18 protein-coding genes are annotated in these 18,630 nt (G+C 50.6%); 4 read left to right on the top strand and 14 right to left on the bottom strand.

The genetic code is table 11. The features are described from left to right. Both V8F51_RS22610 and V8F51_RS22605 read left to right on the top strand, forming a co-directional pair. Positions 1 to 891, top strand: coding sequence for a carbohydrate ABC transporter permease (locus V8F51_RS22610; RefSeq protein WP_337102764.1), 891 nt, complete (start codon positions 1 to 3; stop codon positions 889 to 891). Positions 892 to 941: 50 nt separating this feature from the next. Further along, a complete protein-coding gene (locus tag V8F51_RS22605; protein ID WP_337102763.1) occupies positions 942 to 2,501 on the top strand; it encodes an ABC transporter substrate-binding protein in 1,560 nt (519 codons plus the stop codon). 83 nt (positions 2,502 to 2,584) lie between these two features. On the opposite strand, the gene V8F51_RS22600 is transcribed toward V8F51_RS22605, so the two are convergent. The 5 genes from V8F51_RS22600 to V8F51_RS22580 form a co-directional block, all read right to left on the bottom strand. Further along, positions 2,585 to 2,785 (bottom strand): hypothetical protein, encoded by a 201-nt coding sequence (locus tag V8F51_RS22600; RefSeq protein WP_337102762.1) that lies wholly within the window; start codon positions 2,783 to 2,785, stop codon positions 2,585 to 2,587. A gap of 56 nt (positions 2,786 to 2,841) precedes the next feature. After that, a complete protein-coding gene (locus V8F51_RS22595; protein ID WP_337102761.1) occupies positions 2,842 to 3,348 on the bottom strand; it encodes a peptidoglycan recognition protein family protein in 507 nt (168 codons plus the stop codon). Next, on the bottom strand, positions 3,345 to 5,789 hold the full coding sequence (locus V8F51_RS22590; RefSeq protein WP_337102760.1) for a tetratricopeptide repeat protein: 2,445 nt from the start codon (positions 5,787 to 5,789) through the stop codon (positions 3,345 to 3,347). The genes V8F51_RS22595 and V8F51_RS22590 overlap by 4 nt, the downstream gene beginning before the upstream one ends. Before the next feature lie 357 nt (positions 5,790 to 6,146). Further along, on the bottom strand, positions 6,147 to 7,004 hold the full coding sequence (locus V8F51_RS22585) for a TrmH family RNA methyltransferase (RefSeq protein WP_337102759.1): 858 nt from the start codon (positions 7,002 to 7,004) through the stop codon (positions 6,147 to 6,149). A 13-nt stretch (positions 7,005 to 7,017) separates the two neighbouring features. Continuing rightward, on the bottom strand, positions 7,018 to 7,683 hold the full coding sequence (locus V8F51_RS22580) for a potassium channel family protein (protein WP_337102758.1): 666 nt from the start codon (positions 7,681 to 7,683) through the stop codon (positions 7,018 to 7,020). A 149-nt stretch (positions 7,684 to 7,832) separates the two neighbouring features. Here V8F51_RS22580 and sspI point away from each other — a divergent pair, with 149 nt between their 5' ends. Beyond that, positions 7,833 to 8,069 (top strand): small acid-soluble spore protein SspI, encoded by a 237-nt coding sequence (gene sspI, locus V8F51_RS22575; protein ID WP_337102757.1) that lies wholly within the window; start codon positions 7,833 to 7,835, stop codon positions 8,067 to 8,069. A 17-nt stretch (positions 8,070 to 8,086) separates the two neighbouring features. Here sspI and V8F51_RS22570 read toward each other — a convergent pair whose 3' ends face one another. The 9 genes from V8F51_RS22570 to V8F51_RS22530 all read right to left on the bottom strand — a co-directional run bounded on the left by V8F51_RS22570 (position 8,087) and on the right by V8F51_RS22530 (position 17,189). After that, positions 8,087 to 9,304 carry an alpha-D-ribose 1-methylphosphonate 5-triphosphate diphosphatase gene (locus V8F51_RS22570; RefSeq protein ID WP_337102756.1) on the bottom strand — a complete coding sequence of 406 codons (1,218 nt, stop codon included), beginning with the start codon at positions 9,302 to 9,304 and terminating at the stop codon, positions 8,087 to 8,089. A 145-nt stretch (positions 9,305 to 9,449) separates the two neighbouring features. After that, a complete protein-coding gene (locus V8F51_RS22565; protein ID WP_337102755.1) occupies positions 9,450 to 9,851 on the bottom strand; it encodes a PucR family transcriptional regulator in 402 nt (133 codons plus the stop codon). A gap of 24 nt (positions 9,852 to 9,875) precedes the next feature. Further along, the gene (allB, locus tag V8F51_RS22560) at positions 9,876 to 11,288 is read right to left on the bottom strand and encodes an allantoinase AllB (protein WP_337102754.1); all 1,413 of its coding nucleotides are present in this window, start codon (positions 11,286 to 11,288) and stop codon (positions 9,876 to 9,878) included. A gap of 64 nt (positions 11,289 to 11,352) precedes the next feature. After that, the gene (locus V8F51_RS22555; RefSeq protein ID WP_337102753.1) at positions 11,353 to 12,396 is read right to left on the bottom strand and encodes a DUF6282 family protein; all 1,044 of its coding nucleotides are present in this window, start codon (positions 12,394 to 12,396) and stop codon (positions 11,353 to 11,355) included. 45 nt (positions 12,397 to 12,441) lie between these two features. Further along, positions 12,442 to 13,299, bottom strand: a complete 858-nt coding sequence (locus V8F51_RS22550; RefSeq protein WP_337102752.1) for a carbohydrate ABC transporter permease — start codon at positions 13,297 to 13,299, stop codon at positions 12,442 to 12,444. Beyond that, on the bottom strand, positions 13,299 to 14,198 hold the full coding sequence (locus tag V8F51_RS22545; RefSeq protein ID WP_337102751.1) for a carbohydrate ABC transporter permease: 900 nt from the start codon (positions 14,196 to 14,198) through the stop codon (positions 13,299 to 13,301). The genes V8F51_RS22550 and V8F51_RS22545 overlap by 1 nt, the downstream gene beginning before the upstream one ends. 69 nt (positions 14,199 to 14,267) lie before the next feature. Further along, a complete protein-coding gene (locus V8F51_RS22540; RefSeq protein ID WP_337102750.1) occupies positions 14,268 to 15,614 on the bottom strand; it encodes an extracellular solute-binding protein in 1,347 nt (448 codons plus the stop codon). A gap of 87 nt (positions 15,615 to 15,701) precedes the next feature. Beyond that, positions 15,702 to 16,364, bottom strand: coding sequence for a GntR family transcriptional regulator (locus V8F51_RS22535; protein ID WP_337102749.1), 663 nt, complete (start codon positions 16,362 to 16,364; stop codon positions 15,702 to 15,704). A 258-nt stretch (positions 16,365 to 16,622) separates the two neighbouring features. Then, positions 16,623 to 17,189: a GbsR/MarR family transcriptional regulator gene (locus tag V8F51_RS22530; RefSeq protein ID WP_337102748.1), complete on the bottom strand. Its 567-nt coding sequence runs from the start codon at positions 17,187 to 17,189 to the stop codon at positions 16,623 to 16,625. Between the two features lie 241 nt (positions 17,190 to 17,430). Between V8F51_RS22530 and V8F51_RS22525 the strand changes: the two genes are divergently transcribed. Next, positions 17,431 to 18,630 (top strand): quaternary amine ABC transporter ATP-binding protein, encoded by a 1,200-nt coding sequence (locus V8F51_RS22525; RefSeq protein WP_337102747.1) that lies wholly within the window; start codon positions 17,431 to 17,433, stop codon positions 18,628 to 18,630.

The following is an 18,630-nucleotide window of genomic DNA, read 5'->3' as shown; positions in this document are numbered from 1 at the left end:
ATGCAAAGCACCAGATCATTTAATTGGATGAACGGCTTCATCAATGTCTTTCTTACGATCCTTTGCTTGATGATTGCCCTGCCGTTCGTCCTCGTCGTTATTATATCGCTGACCTCCGAGAACAGCCTCGTTCAAAACGGTTATCAGTTTCTGCCGAAGGAATGGAGCGCGGAGGCATACCGAATCATTTTCGAGAAACCGGATCCACTGCTTAAGGGCTATCTCGTGACTCTAGTCATTACCGTCATCGGTACAGTGACTTCGCTGCTGCTCACAGCGATGACTGCCTATCCGATCTCTCGGATGGACTTTCGATACAATCGTCCGATTACGTTCTATGTGTTCTTCACGATGCTGTTCAACGGCGGCCTGATCCCTTTCTACATCATGATGACGCAATACTTGCACTTAAAAAACTCATTGCTGGCAATCATCCTTCCGACGCTGCTCAGCCCTTTCAACATTATGATCATGAAAGGGTTCCTCGACAAAATCTCAAAGGAAATTATCGAGTCCGCAAAGGTCGACGGAGCGAAGGAATTCCGGATTTTCTTCGGCATCATCCTGCCGCTGTCGACGCCTGCACTAGCGACGCTTGGCTTGTTCATCGCCTTCGGCTATTGGAATGAATGGTTCTACGCGCTGCTATTCATCGACAATGACAAATACATTCCGCTGCAGCTGCTGCTCGTGCGTATTTTGTCTCAAATCGAGTTTCTTGCCAATTCCCCGCTTGCCCAGGTTGCCGATAAGCTCGCTTATGCGAACTTTCCGACCTTGTCTGTTCGAATGGCAATGGCGATTCTCGCCGGCGGACCCATGTTAGTCATATTTCCTTTCTTTCAGAAGTATTTCGTGAAGGGTATTACAGTAGGTTCCTTGAAAGGATAAGGAGCGACTATTGTGCCAATATAAAAACAATATAAACGGAGGGTTCACAGATGAAAAAAGCAAAAGCATCCCTATTGGCCAAATGGTTCACGCTTACGCTATGTCTTGCCATTATCGCGGCATGTTCAAACAATGGCAACACGCCGAACGCTACCAATGCCCCAAGCAATGCCGGCAGCAGCACGAATGCCCCTGAAACTGAGACGCCTGCTGAGCCAGCTCTTCCCGAAGTGAAGCTTACCTTCATCTATCCGGTTTCTGCTCAACCTGGTCCGGACCAGCAGCTCGTCAATGACGAGATCAACAAATATTTGAAAGAAAAAATCAACGCGACCGTAGATTTGAAGCCGCTTACTTTCGATGAGTACGAGCCGAAGCTCAACGCCATGCTCGCAGCAGGCGAAGACTTTGACCTCGCATGGAGCTCGAAGGGCTGGCTAGGCAATTATCAGCCTTATATCGATAGAGGCGCTTACTTGGAAATTACGGAAGATATGATCAAGCAATATGCACCGGAAGCCCGTGCGAACATTCCGGATAAATTCTGGCCGGATATGCTTGCCGTAGATGGCAAAGTATACGGATTCCCGATCTATCAAGTAGCCGCTAAGACGAAGAGCCTTGTCATCCAGAAGCGCTTCGTTGACAAATACAATCTCGATATAAATTCGATTCAATCTTACAAAGATCTTGAGCCATTCCTTAAGCAGTTGAAAGAAAATGAGCCGGACATCATCCCACTCGGTCTTGCGCAAAACTCATGGGGCTTGTTCACGGACAAGACGAAGGTCGGCGAAGGGCTTGTGCTTAGCTACGCTAAAGACGATCCGTCGCTCAAATATATCGGTGGGCTGCAAATACTCGATGAGAAAAAAGAATACTATGATACGATGCGCAGCTGGTACCAAGCCGGATACATTAACGAGGATGCTCCGATCATCCAGAACATTAACGATTTGAAAGCCAAAGGCAATGTGGCGGTCGGCCTCGAATTCACTTCTAAGCCTGGCGGCGAAGTTGGTGAAATGGCTGTAAACGGCGGCAATGAAGTCGTCTATGCTCCGATTGCCGACAGCTACTTCACGGGTATCGCCGGCGCTATGCATGTCATCAACAAAAGCTCCAAAAATCCGGAGCGTACGCTAATGCTGATCAATCTGCTTAATACGGATCAGTACCTTTACAACTTGATTTGCAACGGTATTGAAGGCAACCACTATAACAAAACAGATGACAAGTTTATCGAGCCGATCAAAGATTCCGGATACGCGCCGAACGGCGACTGGGTATTCGGCAACCAATTCAACGCTTATCTGAAGCCAGGCCAAGCAGCGGACACGTGGGACAGAACGATCGAGCTTAACGACAGCGCCATCGTCCCTGCGACAAGCGGCTTCGGCGTTAACGAAGAGAGCATCAAAGCCGAGATCGCCAACGTAACGGCAGCCAACAACGAGTATCAAGCAGCGCTTGAATCCGGCTCCGTCGATCCTGCCAAAGAACTGTCGAAATACCGCGACAAGCTCATTGCTTCCGGCCAGGAGAAGATCGAGCAAGAAACCGAAGCGCAGTGGGAGAAGTTCAAGCAAGAGAAAGGGTTAGTGAAATAATCGGATAGCAAAAAGAAGCTTCGCCGGGAGTACTGCTCCTCGCGAAGCTTCTTGCTTTTACGTGATGTGAATCGATGATAACCCTATCCGCTCCTCAGCCGGACCTCGTACCAGCGCTTTCCGTCCGGGGAGACAGCGGTGTCCGTGACGAGCAGGCTGGCTCTCGGATATTGTTCGCGCAAATAGTCGGCCTCCGCCAACGAGAGCCTGAGCTCACGAGCATACACGCCATCCGGAAACGATTCCGCGAAGAACCGATTGATATAATCGATATCCAGCTTCATTAGCATTCCACTCCTTTCAAATGTAAGAAGCCACTTTTATCGCCCTCATCATCGCGTTATCTATTAACCAGCCTCGTCTGCTCTATCCAATTTCGAAAGCCGTCCATGTCGAAGTTCCGTCCTGGGCATGATTTGGAGACGTCGGGAAATTCTCGATGGCCGATAATCTGCGAGCTCTGCAAGTTGCACTGCTTCATAAAGAACAGGCAAAGCTTCCTTGCCGATTCCATCTGAGCCTCCGTCGGATAATGGCTGTCGAAGTCGCCGCTCAGCGCAATGCCCAAGGAAACCCGGTTATACCGATAGACATGGGCGCCGACATAGCAGCCCCTCCCCTTGATGATGGCTCCATCCTCTTCAATGAAGTAATTGTAGCCAATCCCGGCCCACTTCCGCGCCTCCCTATGAAATCGATGGGCTTCGAGCGCGTCCATGCCCTGGGATTCTGTATGGTGAATAGCCAAATATTGAATGTCCTTCAGCGGAACAAGCGTCTCTGCAAAATCCAGTCCGATATCTTGGGCAAAATTCGGTTCAATCAGCGTATTCCACTCCTTCGTCAAAACTCAAGCTGCAACTGCTCTTCGGAGTGCTCCGATCCGGCCGCTAGCTCGCTCAGCCCGGCAAGCCCTTCCAGCGAGCGCCGATAACGATAATGATCCTCGCCATAATACAATTTCTGAATCTCAAGGCATTGCCCGATATACTCAGTTGCCTGCTCCAGCTCCTCCTGCAGATGGGACAACACAGCTAGATTATAATATATTTTACCCATAACTGAAGCATCTTCGCTCTTATGAGAACGCGCAATTCGAATCGCTTTGCTGAAGAAGGTATTAGCTCTAGCATATTGCCCTTGCTGTATGAAAATATTTCCAAGATGATTCAAAGCGTTGCACAGCCCCATATGATTCATGCCGAACAGCTTGATCTTCAACCCGAGTGCTTCCCCACCGACGTGTTCCGCTTCCGAATAATTGCGCTGATCGTGATATAGTCGGGCTAAATTCAAATATCCGTCTGCAAGCTTGTTCGAGTCATATTGGGCCGGCAGCTGGCGAATGCGTATCGATCGCAGATATAACTCCTTCGCTTCCTCCAAACGGCCTCTGCCATGATAAAGCGTTCCCAAATTATTGGCAGACAGAGCAACCGCAAGATGATTCTCGCCCAAGGCGTTCTCCCTTATGCGCAGCGATTCCAAGTACAAAGCTTCAGCCTCGGCATATTCCCCTTTATTTTGCAAAATGGTAGCCAGTCCGTAGAAGGTTTTGCCGATGAAGGCATGTCCTTCAGCATAAGACGCCTCCGCAAGTTGCTTCGCGTAACGGAATTGCTTCTCCGCCTCATCGTACCGAATGAACATGAACAATATGAAAGCAAGATCGTACACGATTACCGCCAGATGCTGCTTATATTCTCGCTCCCGCTCCGGTCGCGGCGACAATTCCAAATAGTCGACAAGCTGTTTATGTAGGGAAATGGACACACCCCAATTACCCTGATTGTAGAACCGGGCATCCTCCTTGCGGAACCACTCGACGAATGCCTTAAGCTCCATGGCACCCTTCTCCAGTAGGCTAAAGCCGTGGAAAAATGCTTCGCCAAGCCAAAAGTCAGGTTGTCCGTTAGCAGAGCGGAAATCATGAGCCTCAAGCAGCCCCGCATAATAGCCAAACAAAAATTGATTGCCGTCATCGAACTTCTCGGCATGCATACTCTCGCGCAGACTGAGGCGCATTAAGGCGTGCATCTCCCAGCGCTTGTCCGAATTTTCCTTCATAAAGGAAAAACGAACGATTTCCTGCATGTCGAGGCCGATACGACCAGAGTTAAAGTGTGTGATCAGCTTGCCGAACAGCGTCCGATCCCAGGAGCGAGTTAGCGCCAGCAGCTCAAGCGCCCTTCTCTCCTCCTTGTTCAAATGCTTCATGAATCGCTTAATCAGCTCGCCCTTCGAATTTTCCAGCTTGAAGTCATCGCGTACAGGCGTGCGGCTGCTTGCAATGCTGTTATATTGGTCAATCGATAGACGCAGTGAGAAAGGTAGCCCTTCCGCACCCGCGATAATTTGCGAGACGATATCGTCATCCGTAATGGCGGACGCTGCCAGTGTAGCTCTGCATTCCTCGTCGTTCATGGACGGCATCTCATGGAAGGAGATCACGTTCTTCCATCCGCTGCGGCTCTCAATCCAACGAAGCTTCTCCCTGCCCAGGATGACCCAAGTCACGCCGGGCGTGTAATACGCCCAGTCTCTTATCCAATCGTCGACATCAAGCTCCTCTGCTTTGTCCCGGTGATTGGTCCATAACGCCTCGTAGGTATCAATAAAAATGTATACGTTGCCGGAATGGCCAGCGGCGAACTTCCGCAAATCCTCGCTAAAGAGTCGCGGAAGATGCTTATACAGCTCCAGATCTCCCTTTTCCTTGAGCGGGTTGAGGTAGGCCATTTTCTTCTTATTGTTGCGCTTGGTGAGTAGATGATAGAACTTGTGGACACTAGAAATAGCCTTAGGCACTAATCCGATTCCATCCAAAGCTGAAATGGTTGTATTAACGATATTTGCCGCCAAATCTCCTTCCTCGATCAGCGGCGGAGCCGATCCATTCGCCGCTGCTTGAGGACTTCTTCCCGTCATATATGTTTCGTAAGCCAAATCAAAAGACGTAAATTTGATTTTGTACCGTTTGCCCATACTCATTCTGAGCAGCTGCAGTGCTGCCTCCGGGGTTCGCTCTGACTGGTTCTCGAAGTTAATCAATCCGATCACCGAGCCCGGAAGCTGCTCCAGGCGCTTTATCAAGTGCTCTCGCAGCGTCGATTTGCCGATTCCGCCCACACCATAGTACTGATGGACACGTCGTGTGTCCACGGGTATTGTTCCCGACTCGGCCTCCTGCATGAACTCGCTAACGATTCTTTCCCTTCCTATGAATATATCGGGCTTAGCTTGCCGCAGCTCTTCCTCGAGACTAACGACTTGTCCGAAATCATCCATCCCGTACTCCCTGCCTCTCATCCGTAGGAACAATATTATTCATCGACATATACTTCTATATGTCCAGCCTGAACCTATGCAGGCCAGTGAGTGATTATTCTACAAAGAGCGAGATATTCCTGCAAATTATGGAAGTGAATTTGTGTTGTTTACGAAAGATGTACTAGGCTAATTTGACGAATTCTAGCTTGTGAGACAAAACAAAAAACCACATGGAGTATTTACACACACATGTGGCTCTATAAACATACTAGATATAATATTACTCATTTACTCCATCATTTGTATCGCCTTGTGATATAAACTCTTCTCTCAGCCAATACCAGTATTCACCTTTCCACCTTGAGTGAAAGACAGTTATTTAAGTAGTTGGACTGGAATTATTGTTTGATTAAACTTCCGTTGCCTTAACCCCTCGAACAGCAGAACCGCCGTAGCGGTTGCGACGTTCAATGACTCTGATCCGCCGGGCATCGGGATGATAACCGATTCGTCCAGCTGCAGGCGCACGTCTTGGGATAAGCCGTCGGACTCGCTGCCCATGAGCAGCCAAGTCGGCTGCTTCCAATCGTAGGAGTAGCAGGTATGTGTAGCCTGCAGACTTGTACCCACGAGCTTGATGCCCCGCTCCCGAGCTGCCGGCATCAGTTCTGTTAGATCGCCTTCGATGATCGGCAGATGGAACAACGAACCCATCGTCGAGCGAACCGTCTTCGGATTGTATAGATCGACGCAGCCTTTGCCAAGTATGACGGCATCTGCCGCCACCGCGTCCGCGCTGCGAATGATCGTGCCGACATTGCCTGGATCACGCACGCCATCGAGCACGACGACGAGACTATTTTCACGGTAAAGCGCGCTTTGGTCATGCTCCGGCTTGGACACAACAGCGAAGACAGGAGGCGGCGTATCCGTCCCTGTGCACTTGGCCATCACGGATCGTGAAGCTTGAACCCATTCCGCTGCCTTCGCAGCCTCATAGCCGGTCGTGCCTAGCTTAGACTCTTGCCTTAGCTCGACAGGGATGCCTCGTTCATTATCATAGATGATGACGCCAACGTCGATACCGCTCTTCAGCGCTTCCATTACGAGATGAACGCCTTCAATAATAAATTGACCGCTGCGGTCGCGATGTTTCTTATCAAGCAACGAAGCCCATTGCTTCACACGTTCATTTTGAATCGAAGTAATAAGTAGATCATAATTAGGATTCATAAGTGTCGTTAGCCTAGCCTTCCGAATATGCATTTTCTAAAATTCGAACATCCGAGTTTTTACCGACAATAACAAGCACGTCATTCATACGAATAAGATCATCAGCATATGGTGCGATGTTCATCTCCGGCCCCGTCTTGATCGCCATAACATTACATTTGTATTTTGCGCGAATGTCCAGCTGCTTAAGGCTCTTGCCCACCATCGCATTGGACGCTTTCATCTCTACAATACTATAATCATCCGATAGCTCGATATAGTCGAGAATATTCGGCGACGCCAAATGATGCGCCAAGCGAAGTCCCATATCCCGCTCCGGGTATATCACTTTGTCAGCGCCTATTTTGGAAACCACCTTGCCGTGAAGCTCGTTCTGCGCTTTGACAATTAACGTCTTCACGCCTAGATCCTTCAAGATGATGGTAGTCAAAATGCTTGCTTGTATATCTTGTCCAATCGCCACGACTACAACGTCGAAGTTGCGTACGCCTAGCGCCCTCAGCGCCTCTTCATCGGTGGAGTCGGCCGATACTGCGTGCGTCACCGTGCCTACAACATCCTGAATGCGATCCTCGCTCGAGTCAATGGCCAGAACCTCGTAACCCATTTCCGTCAAAGCTTTTGCTACGCTGGAGCCGAAGCGCCCCATGCCGACAATCGCGAACTGTTTTTTGGACATAACCGTAATTCCTCCTAAACAAAGCATGGTTCGAAGTGGAATTCTGTATCGTCACTCTAGTATAACATACGACCGCGCCAAGGATGAAACAAGGGCCCGCAGGGAATAGTATTGACGTAACTCAGAACGATGCAGGAGGATGCGACAACATGAATAATGTTACCGTTGATTTGCGTCAAGCCATTATTAATCGTGTACAAGCCAATTCCGTACAAGATCTGACTGAGGTCATCGAGGATTCAATCGGAGCAGACGAGAGAACGCTCCCAGGACTCGGCGTTCTATTCGAGATGATATGGCAGCAATGCAGCCAGCCTGAGCAGCAACGCATGGTTGAAGCATTGCACCAGCAATTGCATCAAGGAGAAAATCCTAGTCCTAGCTAGCTCATTGCCAGCGCCTCCTAATAATAACTTACTGCGCGGTAAACGATATTGCCGCCGACAATCGCACAAGTTACCCATGGCAGCTTCTCATAACGGTCAACAATAATGATGTCCGCCGCTTTGCCTGGCTTGATGGAACCCAGCTCATCATTCGTGCCCAGCGCTTCGGCCGGATGGAGCGAAGCCATCCTCACCGCTTTAGGCAAAGCGGCAATCCCCTCATCCGCCAGCTTAAATATTGCCGCCAGCATCGACGAAGGATGATAATCCGAGCATATAATATGAGCCGAGTCTGCGGAGATTGCATCCACGGCTCTCAGGTTGTTGTCGTGCGATGCGCCCCTCACAATGTTCGGAGCCCCGACACATACGCGTTGCCCTGTACTCGCGGCATAACTCGCCGTTTCCATGTTAATCGGAAATTCGCATACGGTAACGCCAAGCTGCGCAGATTGATCTACGCTATCCCTCGTATCATTATCATGAGAGGCAATCGCTATTCCATTCTCCATCGCTAACTTGCCCAGCTCATGCAGGCGTATCCAATCCACCTGCTCTCTGCGTTTCACCAAATCATCGACGATTATGCCTACTTCCGCTCTGTCTACTCCCTGATTTTTCATAACATATTGCTCGAACGACCCAGCCTTCCGGTATTGCCCTTGCCCCGGCGAATGATCCATGAACGATAAATACTCAATCCGTTTATCACGCAAGCAACGTTCAACAATCGAAAGCCCATTCAAATGCGATATTTCATACCGCAAATGGATACGATTCCGAATGACCGATCTTTTCACCCGGTAACGATTAATCAATTCAATCATTTCCGTAAGCAGATGATCGCCGCGAAGACTAAGACCCACTCCCAGCGATAACGAATGATACATCGTCGTAATACCATGAAGCGGCAGCTTGCGCTCGAATTCCAGCAGCGCCATCTGAAGCGGAAACAGCGTATTCGGGCGAGGCTGTATTTCCTTCTCTATTGCGTCACAGTGAATATCGATCAAACCTGGAAGAACGTATTTATGTTGTGCATCGATAACCAAAGCGTCCAAATTACTGCTCATCCAGCTTCTAATTTCGCCTTCCTGAACAAGCATGGCTTCTATCCGTCCGTCTGTTATTCCAATTGCGACGTCTGCGATCTCGTCCTCCATCACAACCGTACCGTTTCTGATCAATATCGGCCGTGATCGCGAGTCCGGCTTAATAATCGATTGATTATTCATATGACGCTCATTCCTCTTTCTCCTATACATATTCTATACGATTAACATAAGCCCGCATCATTAATCATATCACGCCTAAGCCGCATTAACGTCCGACAAAAAACAGAAAAAGCCTGCGCTCGCGCAGACTTTTTCATTGACTTTGCTATCTTCGGCTATTCAGCATTTCCCGAAACAAAAACGCGAGTTTCAATCGCAGCAAATTATCCGTTTGCCGAAGCGGCAGGCCAAGCACCTTCTCTAGCTTCTCGATTCGGTAAGCAGCGGTATTCCGATGGATGAACAGCGCCCTGGCCATTTCATTCATATTGCCGTCGCAAGCGATAATCGTCTCGAGCGTAAGCAGCAGCTCAGCCCGTTGCATCCTCTCGGTCCGATCCTTCAAATCCCGCCTCTTCTCCAAAAGTTGCGGTTCATCCGGCAATAGCTTGCTCAAGTACTTCAAGGCATAGTCCTCCATGGATGCCTGGGGCAAAGTTCCGAATAGCGCCTTCCATTCGTTAACCAAATCGTCCCCGTCAGCTTTTCTGTTCACAATCGGTTCCATCAGCATCAACCTCCGTGAGCGTTTCTAGAGTGCGTTGCTCTTCTCCTTCTTCCTGGGCAAGAAACATTCCAAACCTGCGCGCGATTGGTTCGTACCGAGTCCTTCTTCATATACGGCCTTTCCTCTAAGCAGCGTCATTCTCACTTTACAGCCGAGCTCCCTGTCCATATAAGGCGTTTGCATATGCCTTTGAAATAACCGATCAGCCGTTAAACGGTATCCGCCGTTTAAATCCACCAGTACGAGGTCCGCGTCATGGCCGACTTGGATCGCGCCCTTCCTGTGATGAAGGCCGAAGCGCCGAGCGGGAGCGCCGGACAGCAATTGGCTAATTTGCGTTAACGGTATGCCACGCTTCAAATACCCTTCGTCAACTAGCAGCTCCAGTGAGCTTTGGGCTCCCGAAATGCCTCCCCAAGCCGCAAACATATCCGTATGCTCCTTGAGCCCTGCAGGGCAAGGCGAATGATCGGAAGCAATGAGATCGATTAAGCCCAGCTCCAGACATTGCCACAGCCTCGCTTGTTCGGCTGCGCTCCGCAACGGGGGCGCGCACTTGGCTACCGCCCCCAAATGCGCGAAGTCATCCTCCGTCAGCGTCAAATAATGCGGACAAGTCTCCAGCGTCACATCCTGCCCGGTCCGCCTGGCCTGCCAAATAACCTTCACGGCTGCTTCGCTGCTAATATGGGCGAAATGCAGACTGCAGCCTGCTTGCCTTGCATAATCCAGCGCTTTCGAGACCGCCTCCAGCTCGGCTTCAATTGGACGTGAAGCCGAATAGTCGAACGCGCCTCTGCGCCCCTCCGATAAAGCCAGCTTGGAAAGTCTCGTTACGATGTCTTCATCCTCGGCATGAAGCACAAGCACTTTGCCAAGCTCCGCAATCCTCTTCATTCCCTCCAGCAGCGTTCCGTCGTCGCTTCGCCGGAACGCCTCCTCATGCTCGTCGCCAGGGGATGACATAAACGCTTTAAACCCAACGACTCCCGCTTTCGCAAGTAGCGGCAGCTGCTCCAAGTAACCTGGCATCAAACCGCCCCAGAAGCCGTAATCAACGAGCGAAACGCCACGCGCGCGCCTCCGCTTCTGCTCCAACGCGGCCACAGTCACGGTCGGCGGCACGCCATTCAACGGCATATCGATGAATGTCGTACAGCCGCCTGCCGCCAGCGCGTTTGAGCCCGTGGCATACCCTTCCCAGTGCCCGAACCCCGGTTCATTGAAATGGACATGCGCATCAATCATTCCCGGCAGAACAGCCAAGCCGGCAGCATCGATCACGCGGGCGCCGCTGCGTTCCAATGATGCTCCAATTTCCGCTATGCGTCCGTCTCGGACGCCAATCTCTACCTTCTCGATACGATCTTCAAGTACGACAAGACCGTTAACAACGACAAGATCATACGGCAATGCGGTTGCCCCGTTATTCAACATCCGTATCGTTCACTCCATTCGTCATCCCTGGCTGCAGTGCCCGCGAGCTCATCTTCCGCTTACGCTAGTCCTCGATGCCGATCAGCTTAGCCGGGTTCTCGGCGATCATCTTATAAATGTCATCCGGCGCGAACTGGTAATCCAGCATCGTCGCTACCATCGTACGCATGCCCTGCACCGGCGACGGCGCGGCGCGGATTCCGTAATCCGTGCCGAGCACGAAACGGTCGATGCCGACCTCCTTGATCGTCTTCATCCACTTAACCGCGTTGGAGAAGCGGCCCAATTCAGCCCCCATGTCCATATATTCCTTCTCCACATAGTAATGCGTTCGCGGAACATCGGGGTATAACCAGTCGACCAAGCAAGCTTCCAGGAACGCGCCTCTCGCGGCCGCTTCCTTCTGCTGCTCGATCGTCATGCTTCCCCTGACCGGATGCGCGATCAGCACCTTCTTGATGCCGTATTCTTCGGCAAGATCGAGCAAGCGAAGAGCTTCCGGCACGGATACATGTCCCGTATTCAAGTAAACCTCCGGCTTCTCCGCCACCATCGTAAGAATTTCGTCCAACTCCTCGGATATTGGTCCCTCTACCGGAATAGACGTCGCAACCGAAAGCTCCTTCTCGGCAAACTTCGGAAAAGCATCCTTGAACGGCACGAGCTTTCCGTCGATCAGCGTGGATTCGCGTTCCGCCGAATGGCGGGTGCAATGCGATCCGAAGCTGATGAATCTGCACCCTTCCTCGATGTGGAGCGCGGTCTTGACCGCCCGCGGATTCATGCCTCCGTGGCCCGAATTCATCAGGTAGCCGCCGTACGTATGGATGCCGGGAACGTGACGGTTGACAACCCATGCCATGCCCGAGGCGCCGCCGAATACGTCGTAATACACGATGCTCTTCATGCCTGCGGCAACCGCCTCTTGCGCGACCTGAATAGGATCGAAGTGTCCCGGGTTGGAGTTCAGCACCGGGCCTGCATGCACGTGGCTGTCGATCGCCCCAATGAGGAGCTCGTCCGGCAGCTCCATCGAGCGGCTGTAAAACGATTCCTTCCATTTGGAGCGGTCCGGCGTGCGAAGAACGGGTTGTTCATAGTTCAGCATTCATATTTCCTCCCAATCGTTATTAGTGGTTTGTTGCAGCGCGAATCAACCTTTTACCGCTCCGGCCATGACGCCGGCAATGATGCGGGAGCTGAATGCGAAATAAATGACCGTAACCGGCAGCATCGACAGTACCATCCCGGCCATAAGCTGAGGATAATTGGTGCTGTGCTGCGATTTGAAAAACGACATCCCGAGCGGAACGGTCCGCATCGCCTCATCCTTCAACAGCACAAGCGCGAACGAAAACTCGTTCCAGCAGGCAAAGAACTGCAATATCGCAACCGTAGTCAATACGGGCACTGCCATCGGCAAAATAATTTTGAACATCGCGCCGCTGAAGCTCAATCCGTCGATGGCGGCGGCTTCCTCGATTTCCTTCGGAATGCCTACGATATAGCTCGTTACGAGTAAGATCGGCAGCGATAAATTAAAAGCAACGTACGGAATGACGAGCGTGAACCATTGATCGGCAAGCCCCGTCTGTTTGAACAGCAAATATACGGGAACGAGAAGCGCGTGAATCGGCACCAGCATGCCGAACAAATAATAAAACACCATGAGCTTCTTTCCTTTGAATTGCAGCCGGGCAATCATGTAGCCTGTTATGAATGCGATCAGCACGATCAGAATAACCGACAACACCGTCACCCTGGCGCTGTTCCATGACAGATCCAGCATGTTGGTCAGCTTGATCGCTTCCGCGTAATTGCCGAACTGCAGCTTCTCGGGAAGCTTCAATATGCTGTTCGAAAACTCCGGCTGCGTTTTTAAAGACGAGTAACCGATCCATACGAGCGGAAAAATACAACTGAACGTAAACAGCATCATGACCGTATTCAGCAGCGTCTTCTTCGCTGCGCGCGAGTACCTCGAATAATTCCTTTCCACCGCCTGCTCCATTAGGCTTCACCTCCGTTATTGCCGCGTTTCCTTTGCAGCAGAAAGGTGCTAAGCAAAATAATGACCATCGTCAGCGTCATAATCGTAATGGCTAACGCCGAGCCATAGCCGTACCGGAACCTTAGAAACGAGGTTTCATAAGCGTATAGCGCCATAACCGACGAGGAATTTCCCGGCCCGCCGCCGGTCATCGCATAAATATGCTCGAATCCGCGCATATTGTTGGCAATGCACAACAGCGATGCAACGATTAAGGTTGGTCTTGCCAGCGGAATGACGATATACCACGCTTTGCGAATGCCCGTAGCTCCGTCAATCTCGGCTACCTCCAGCACCTCTTTGTTAATGGAGGAAAGGCCCGCAAGCATCAGAAGCGTGAAGAAGCCGATATTTTGCCAAGACAGAGGAATCGATACGAGCAGCACGATCGGTCCGGATAGATCGAGCCATGATTGTACGAAGCGCTCCAGCCCAAACACTCTCAGCAGTTCGTTAAGCAGTCCGTTATTATAGTTGTAAATGAGCGTCCATAGAAACGCGATGATTATCGGTGCCAGCGTCGAGGGAAAGAAGCTCATCGTACGATGCAGCCCTTTCAGCTTCACGAGCTTGGACATCAGAAACATCGCGAACACAAACGCCAGTCCGACTTGCCCGACCAATCCATAGATGGTCATTAGAACGTTGTTCAGGAACGAATGCCAGAATACTTCATCCCGAATAATCTCCAAGTAGTTATCAAGACCGGTAAACGTCATCTTCGGCCCGCCAGTCCAAGAATAAAAGCCGTACCTGAAGGCGGATAAAATCGGAACGAGTACGACAAAAGAGTAGATCGCCAGCCCAGGCAGCAAATACAACAGAAGCAGCCAACCGGGAGGGCGCAATGCTTTGCCCATGCTATCACCTCATCGTTATGGTTGGTCCGGAAGCGCCATCGGACTCCGACATCGCTCCCGGATTCACACTTATGGTTTGGACAACAGCGTCTCATACGCTTTTTGCGTCTCTTTCGCCATCTGTTCCGGCGTTTTGGAGCCGGCCATGACGCTTTGAATTTCCGTATTGATCACTTCGACGATAGAAGCATCGAACCACAGATCGAATATCTTCGTCGCATCGGCTGCCGCGCTCGCCTCGTAAGCGCCGAGAGCGACCGGATGCAGCTTGGCCGAGTCGAACTCTCCAGGATCATAGGCAGGGAAACCGCCTACCTCCGCCATCAGCTTCGCGCTCTCCGACCCTGTCATGTAATCGAGCAGCGTCATAATGGCATCCAGCTTCGCACCAGACTGAATGTCGGCATTTACGCTGTAATACACGCCTGCTCCGCCCGATGAACTAAGCGGATTGCCCTTGCCTCCGTCAACCGGCGGAAATACGGCGACCTTCGTCTCGTTCGTCACGGCCTCCGGCGCATTGTTAACAATGTTCATCGCCGACCATATGCCGCTGACGAACGCCGCCGATCTTTCCTCAAAGTAATACGTTACCATCGTGTCGCCGTCAATCGAGTTCATATCTTTGTTCAGGTAACCGGATTCGGATAGATCGGACATGATCGAAATCGCTTTAATGAATGCAGGATCGGTAAATGCCGCGCCGCTTCCCTCCAATATCGATTCTGTCCATTCCGGTCCCGTGGAACGGTCGGTTAACGCGCTGATCCAGCTGGAAAGCGCATAACCCTTGGCCTTGTCTCCATAAGAGAACAGGTTAATGCCCTTATCCGCCAGCTTTTTGCCCGCGTCCATTAGCTCCTCCCATGTTTTGGGGAACTGTTCGTAGCCGACATCGGCGAACATTTTAGCGTTGTAATAAATGAGGTGAGTCGGTCCCGCGGCAATCGGTATGCCGTACACCTTTCCTTCGCGCGTGCCTGCATCAAGAGTGCCCGGTCGGTAGCCGTCGCGCCATTCCGGACGCTTGTCCAGCTCCTCGTTCAGCGGAAGCACGATCTCGTTGTTCACGAAGTTCGTCATCCACGAACCTGGAACGATGAAGACGTCCGGCATATCGTCGGCGGCAGCCAGCGATTGCGCTTTGATCGAGTAGTCTTCGTTCTGCTGCTGCTCTTCGATAATTTCAATCTCGGGATAATCCTGCTTGAACCGCTTCAGCCCGTCCAGCACGGCGGTATCCTCCGGGCTTTTGCCAATGTTCGCATCCATGTAGCGGTGCATGAGGTTAATCTTTATTTTGCCGTCGCCGGACGGCTCGTCCGTACTTTCCCCGGATGTCCCAGCATTGGAGCAAGCCCCTAACACCAGTGCAACAATGACCAACCAGCTAAGAACAAATGGATATTTTCTCACATTCTCCACTCCCTATTTGTTTTGTCGACAGTTACGAACTGTTCTCTATTTGGCATCCGAAATTGGATACAATCTTGGGTAAAAAAATTAGTACTGAAAAATATCCGACAGGTTCAGTACATTCGTCGTCGATACCGTGAAATTGAGCGAGCGCTCAATCTGGAGCAGATGCTCCGTCATAATTCGTGCAGCCTGTTCCCCGTCCTTGCGAACGATGGCTCCAATCAAATCCTCATGATCATGGCAAAAGTTTTGGTTCGTGCCGTATAGAGCAATGATGACGGCCGTTAAGGAAATCAATTCCTCCAAAAAATGATAATAATACGTATTGTCCGCCAGCTCGGCCAGCTTTAAGTGAAAGTCGACGGTTACATCGAGAGCGCCTACGATGTCTCCGGCATGGCTTGCCTGGTGCTCTTCCTTCAGCAGCGCCTCCAGCTGGGCAATTTGTTCCGGTACGACGATGCCGCATAACTTGCTAACCATGGCGGACTCGATAATACGCCTCATTTCGAATACGGCTCTTGCCTCTTCGACGCTCGGGCAGGAAACGAATGCTCCCCGGTACGGAATAACGGTAACGAGCTTCTCCATCGCCAACCGGCGCAGCACGTTTCGAATCGGCGTTCTGCTTACTTGAAAAGCTTCGGCAAGCGAATCCTCCACTAATTGCATGTTCGGCAGCAGCTTATGCTGCGTAATCGCCAGCTTAATGTCTTTATAGATCTCCATTTCCTTCTTTTTAGACATGGCCCTCCCCCTTTTGGTTGAAACATCGTCCATCTCTTCGGCCGAAGATGATGTTAAATATAGTGACATTGTAGTTGTGTTTCTTCCGATGCGTCAATGGCTAAGCGGCAATTTCGGCATTGTGCATAATTAAAGCGATTACAAATTAATGTGATTAATAAATGACAACGCTTCCTTCTTTATAACTAACATATATATAACATAAAAGAACAAAAAAACTACGGCTACAAGAGCCGCAGTTTGCGCAATCGAACTATTTTATTCGGAATCGTCTTCCTTCGGTATGAACTTATAAATATCTCCCGTCTCGAATGAATCGATCAGGCGGTCCAACCACCGATAATATTTGAGCGCTTCTTCGATCTTAGCCGCATCGTTATCGAGTACCTGCACGAAATCCTGCTCATCCTCATGCTGACGCTTAAGCTCCGCAATCTCCTTTAATGAACGGGACAGCACATGCTTATTTTGCTCCAGAGCTTTTCTCCATTTAATCGAGAAGAAATCGGCGAAATTCTGATGCCAATCGGGAACAGCCTCATATAAGTCTTTGCGCGAGCCCTTGCCCCATACCTTATTGATCATTTTCAGATCAAGCAACGTTCGCATGCCTGTACTCATTGACGTCTTGCTCATGCCCATCGTATGGCTCATTTCGTCGAGGGTGACCGGCTCTTGATTGAAATACATATTACCGTATAAGTGCCCAATGGATAATGTAACGCCGTATAAGTCCATATTTTTGCCGATCGATTCGATAACACGTCTGCGCGTACGCTGTAGCTTGTCTATCTGTTCGTCCGTTAACGCTGCAAGTTCATTCATTTTGTTCCTCCAGGAGGGATCGTTATCCCCGTTAAATCCTACAAGAAGTATTGTAATCAAATGCTTGTCTATATGTAAAGATAACGTTTGGATCGAAAAAGGGAGTTATACAGAGCATTCCGTACGAAAAGTTTGTAAAGTTAAAACTGTACGTACATTACGAAGGCTCACGCGTTTTGACCTTTACAGGAATAACCACCTACACTTGTAGGAGACAAATATTGCACAAGGGGGACATTAAATGGCCATTATAGAAGCCAAGAGGCTGACCAAAATTTTCGGAGCCGATCCGAAAAAAGCGATTCCGCTGCTGGATAAAGGATGGTCTAAAGAAAAAATCCACGCGGAAACAAAACTTACCGTCGGTGTTAACCAGGCCGAATTTGCCATCGAGGCCGGTCAAATATTCGTTATTATGGGCTTGTCCGGGAGCGGCAAGTCGACGCTCGTCCGTCTGATCAATCGGTTGATTGAGCCGACATCGGGACAAATCTTATTCAATGGAACAGATGTACTAAAGATGAATGCTGAGCAATTGCGTCAATTCCGCCGTAAGAACGTCGGAATGGTATTCCAGAAGTTCGCGCTGTTCCCGCATCGCACCGTCATTCAGAATATCGAATACGGCTTAGAGGTGCAAGGCATTGATAAGAAGAAACGGCGGGAGATGGCGATGCAGTCCTTGGAGCTAGTCGGTCTTTCCGGTTGGGCGAACAGCTATCCCGAGCAGCTTAGCGGCGGCATGCAGCAACGCGTCGGGCTGGCTAGAGGGCTCGCGAACGATCCCGACGTCCTTCTTATGGATGAAGCGTTCAGTGCGCTTGATCCGCTAATACGAAAGGATATGCAGGACGAGCTGCTCGAGCTCCAGTCGAAAATGAAAAAAACGATCGTATTCATCACGCATGATTTGAACGAGGCGCTGCGAATCGGCGATCAAATCGCGTTAATGAAGGATGGCAGCATCGTTCAGATCGGCTCTCCAGACGAAATTCTGATGCAGCCGGCTAATAAATACGTGGAACGGTTCGTCGAGGATGTCGACTTATCCAAGGTACTGACCGCTTCCCGCGTAATGGAGAAGGCCGAGACGATAACGATTGAGAGAGGTCCGCGCGTTGCGCTTCAATTCATGAGAGATCGCGGCGTTTCCAGTCTGTATGCCGTCGACAAGTCGATGAAGCTGCTCGGCGTTATTACAGCCGAGGATGCTTCCAGAGCGCTCAAGGAAGGACTAACCCTTCAAGAAGTATTGCTTCAGGAAGCTCCAACCGCAGCTCCTGACGCTCTTATTAACGAGCTGTTCGAAGGCATGAGCAGTTCCAAGCTGCCCGTGGCCGTCGTCGACGACAGCAACCGTCTCTTAGGCGTCGTATTGAAGGGCGCTGTGTTAGCCGCGTTAGCAGGGAATACCGTGTTCGAGGCAGGTGATTCGGCATGA

This window comes from Paenibacillus sp. YIM B09110 (assembly GCF_037167145.1).
Classification (GTDB): Bacteria; Bacillota; Bacilli; order Paenibacillales; family Paenibacillaceae; genus Pristimantibacillus.
The sequence above is the reverse complement of the archived record's forward strand: the minus strand, read 5'-3'. Positions and strand labels throughout refer to the sequence as shown.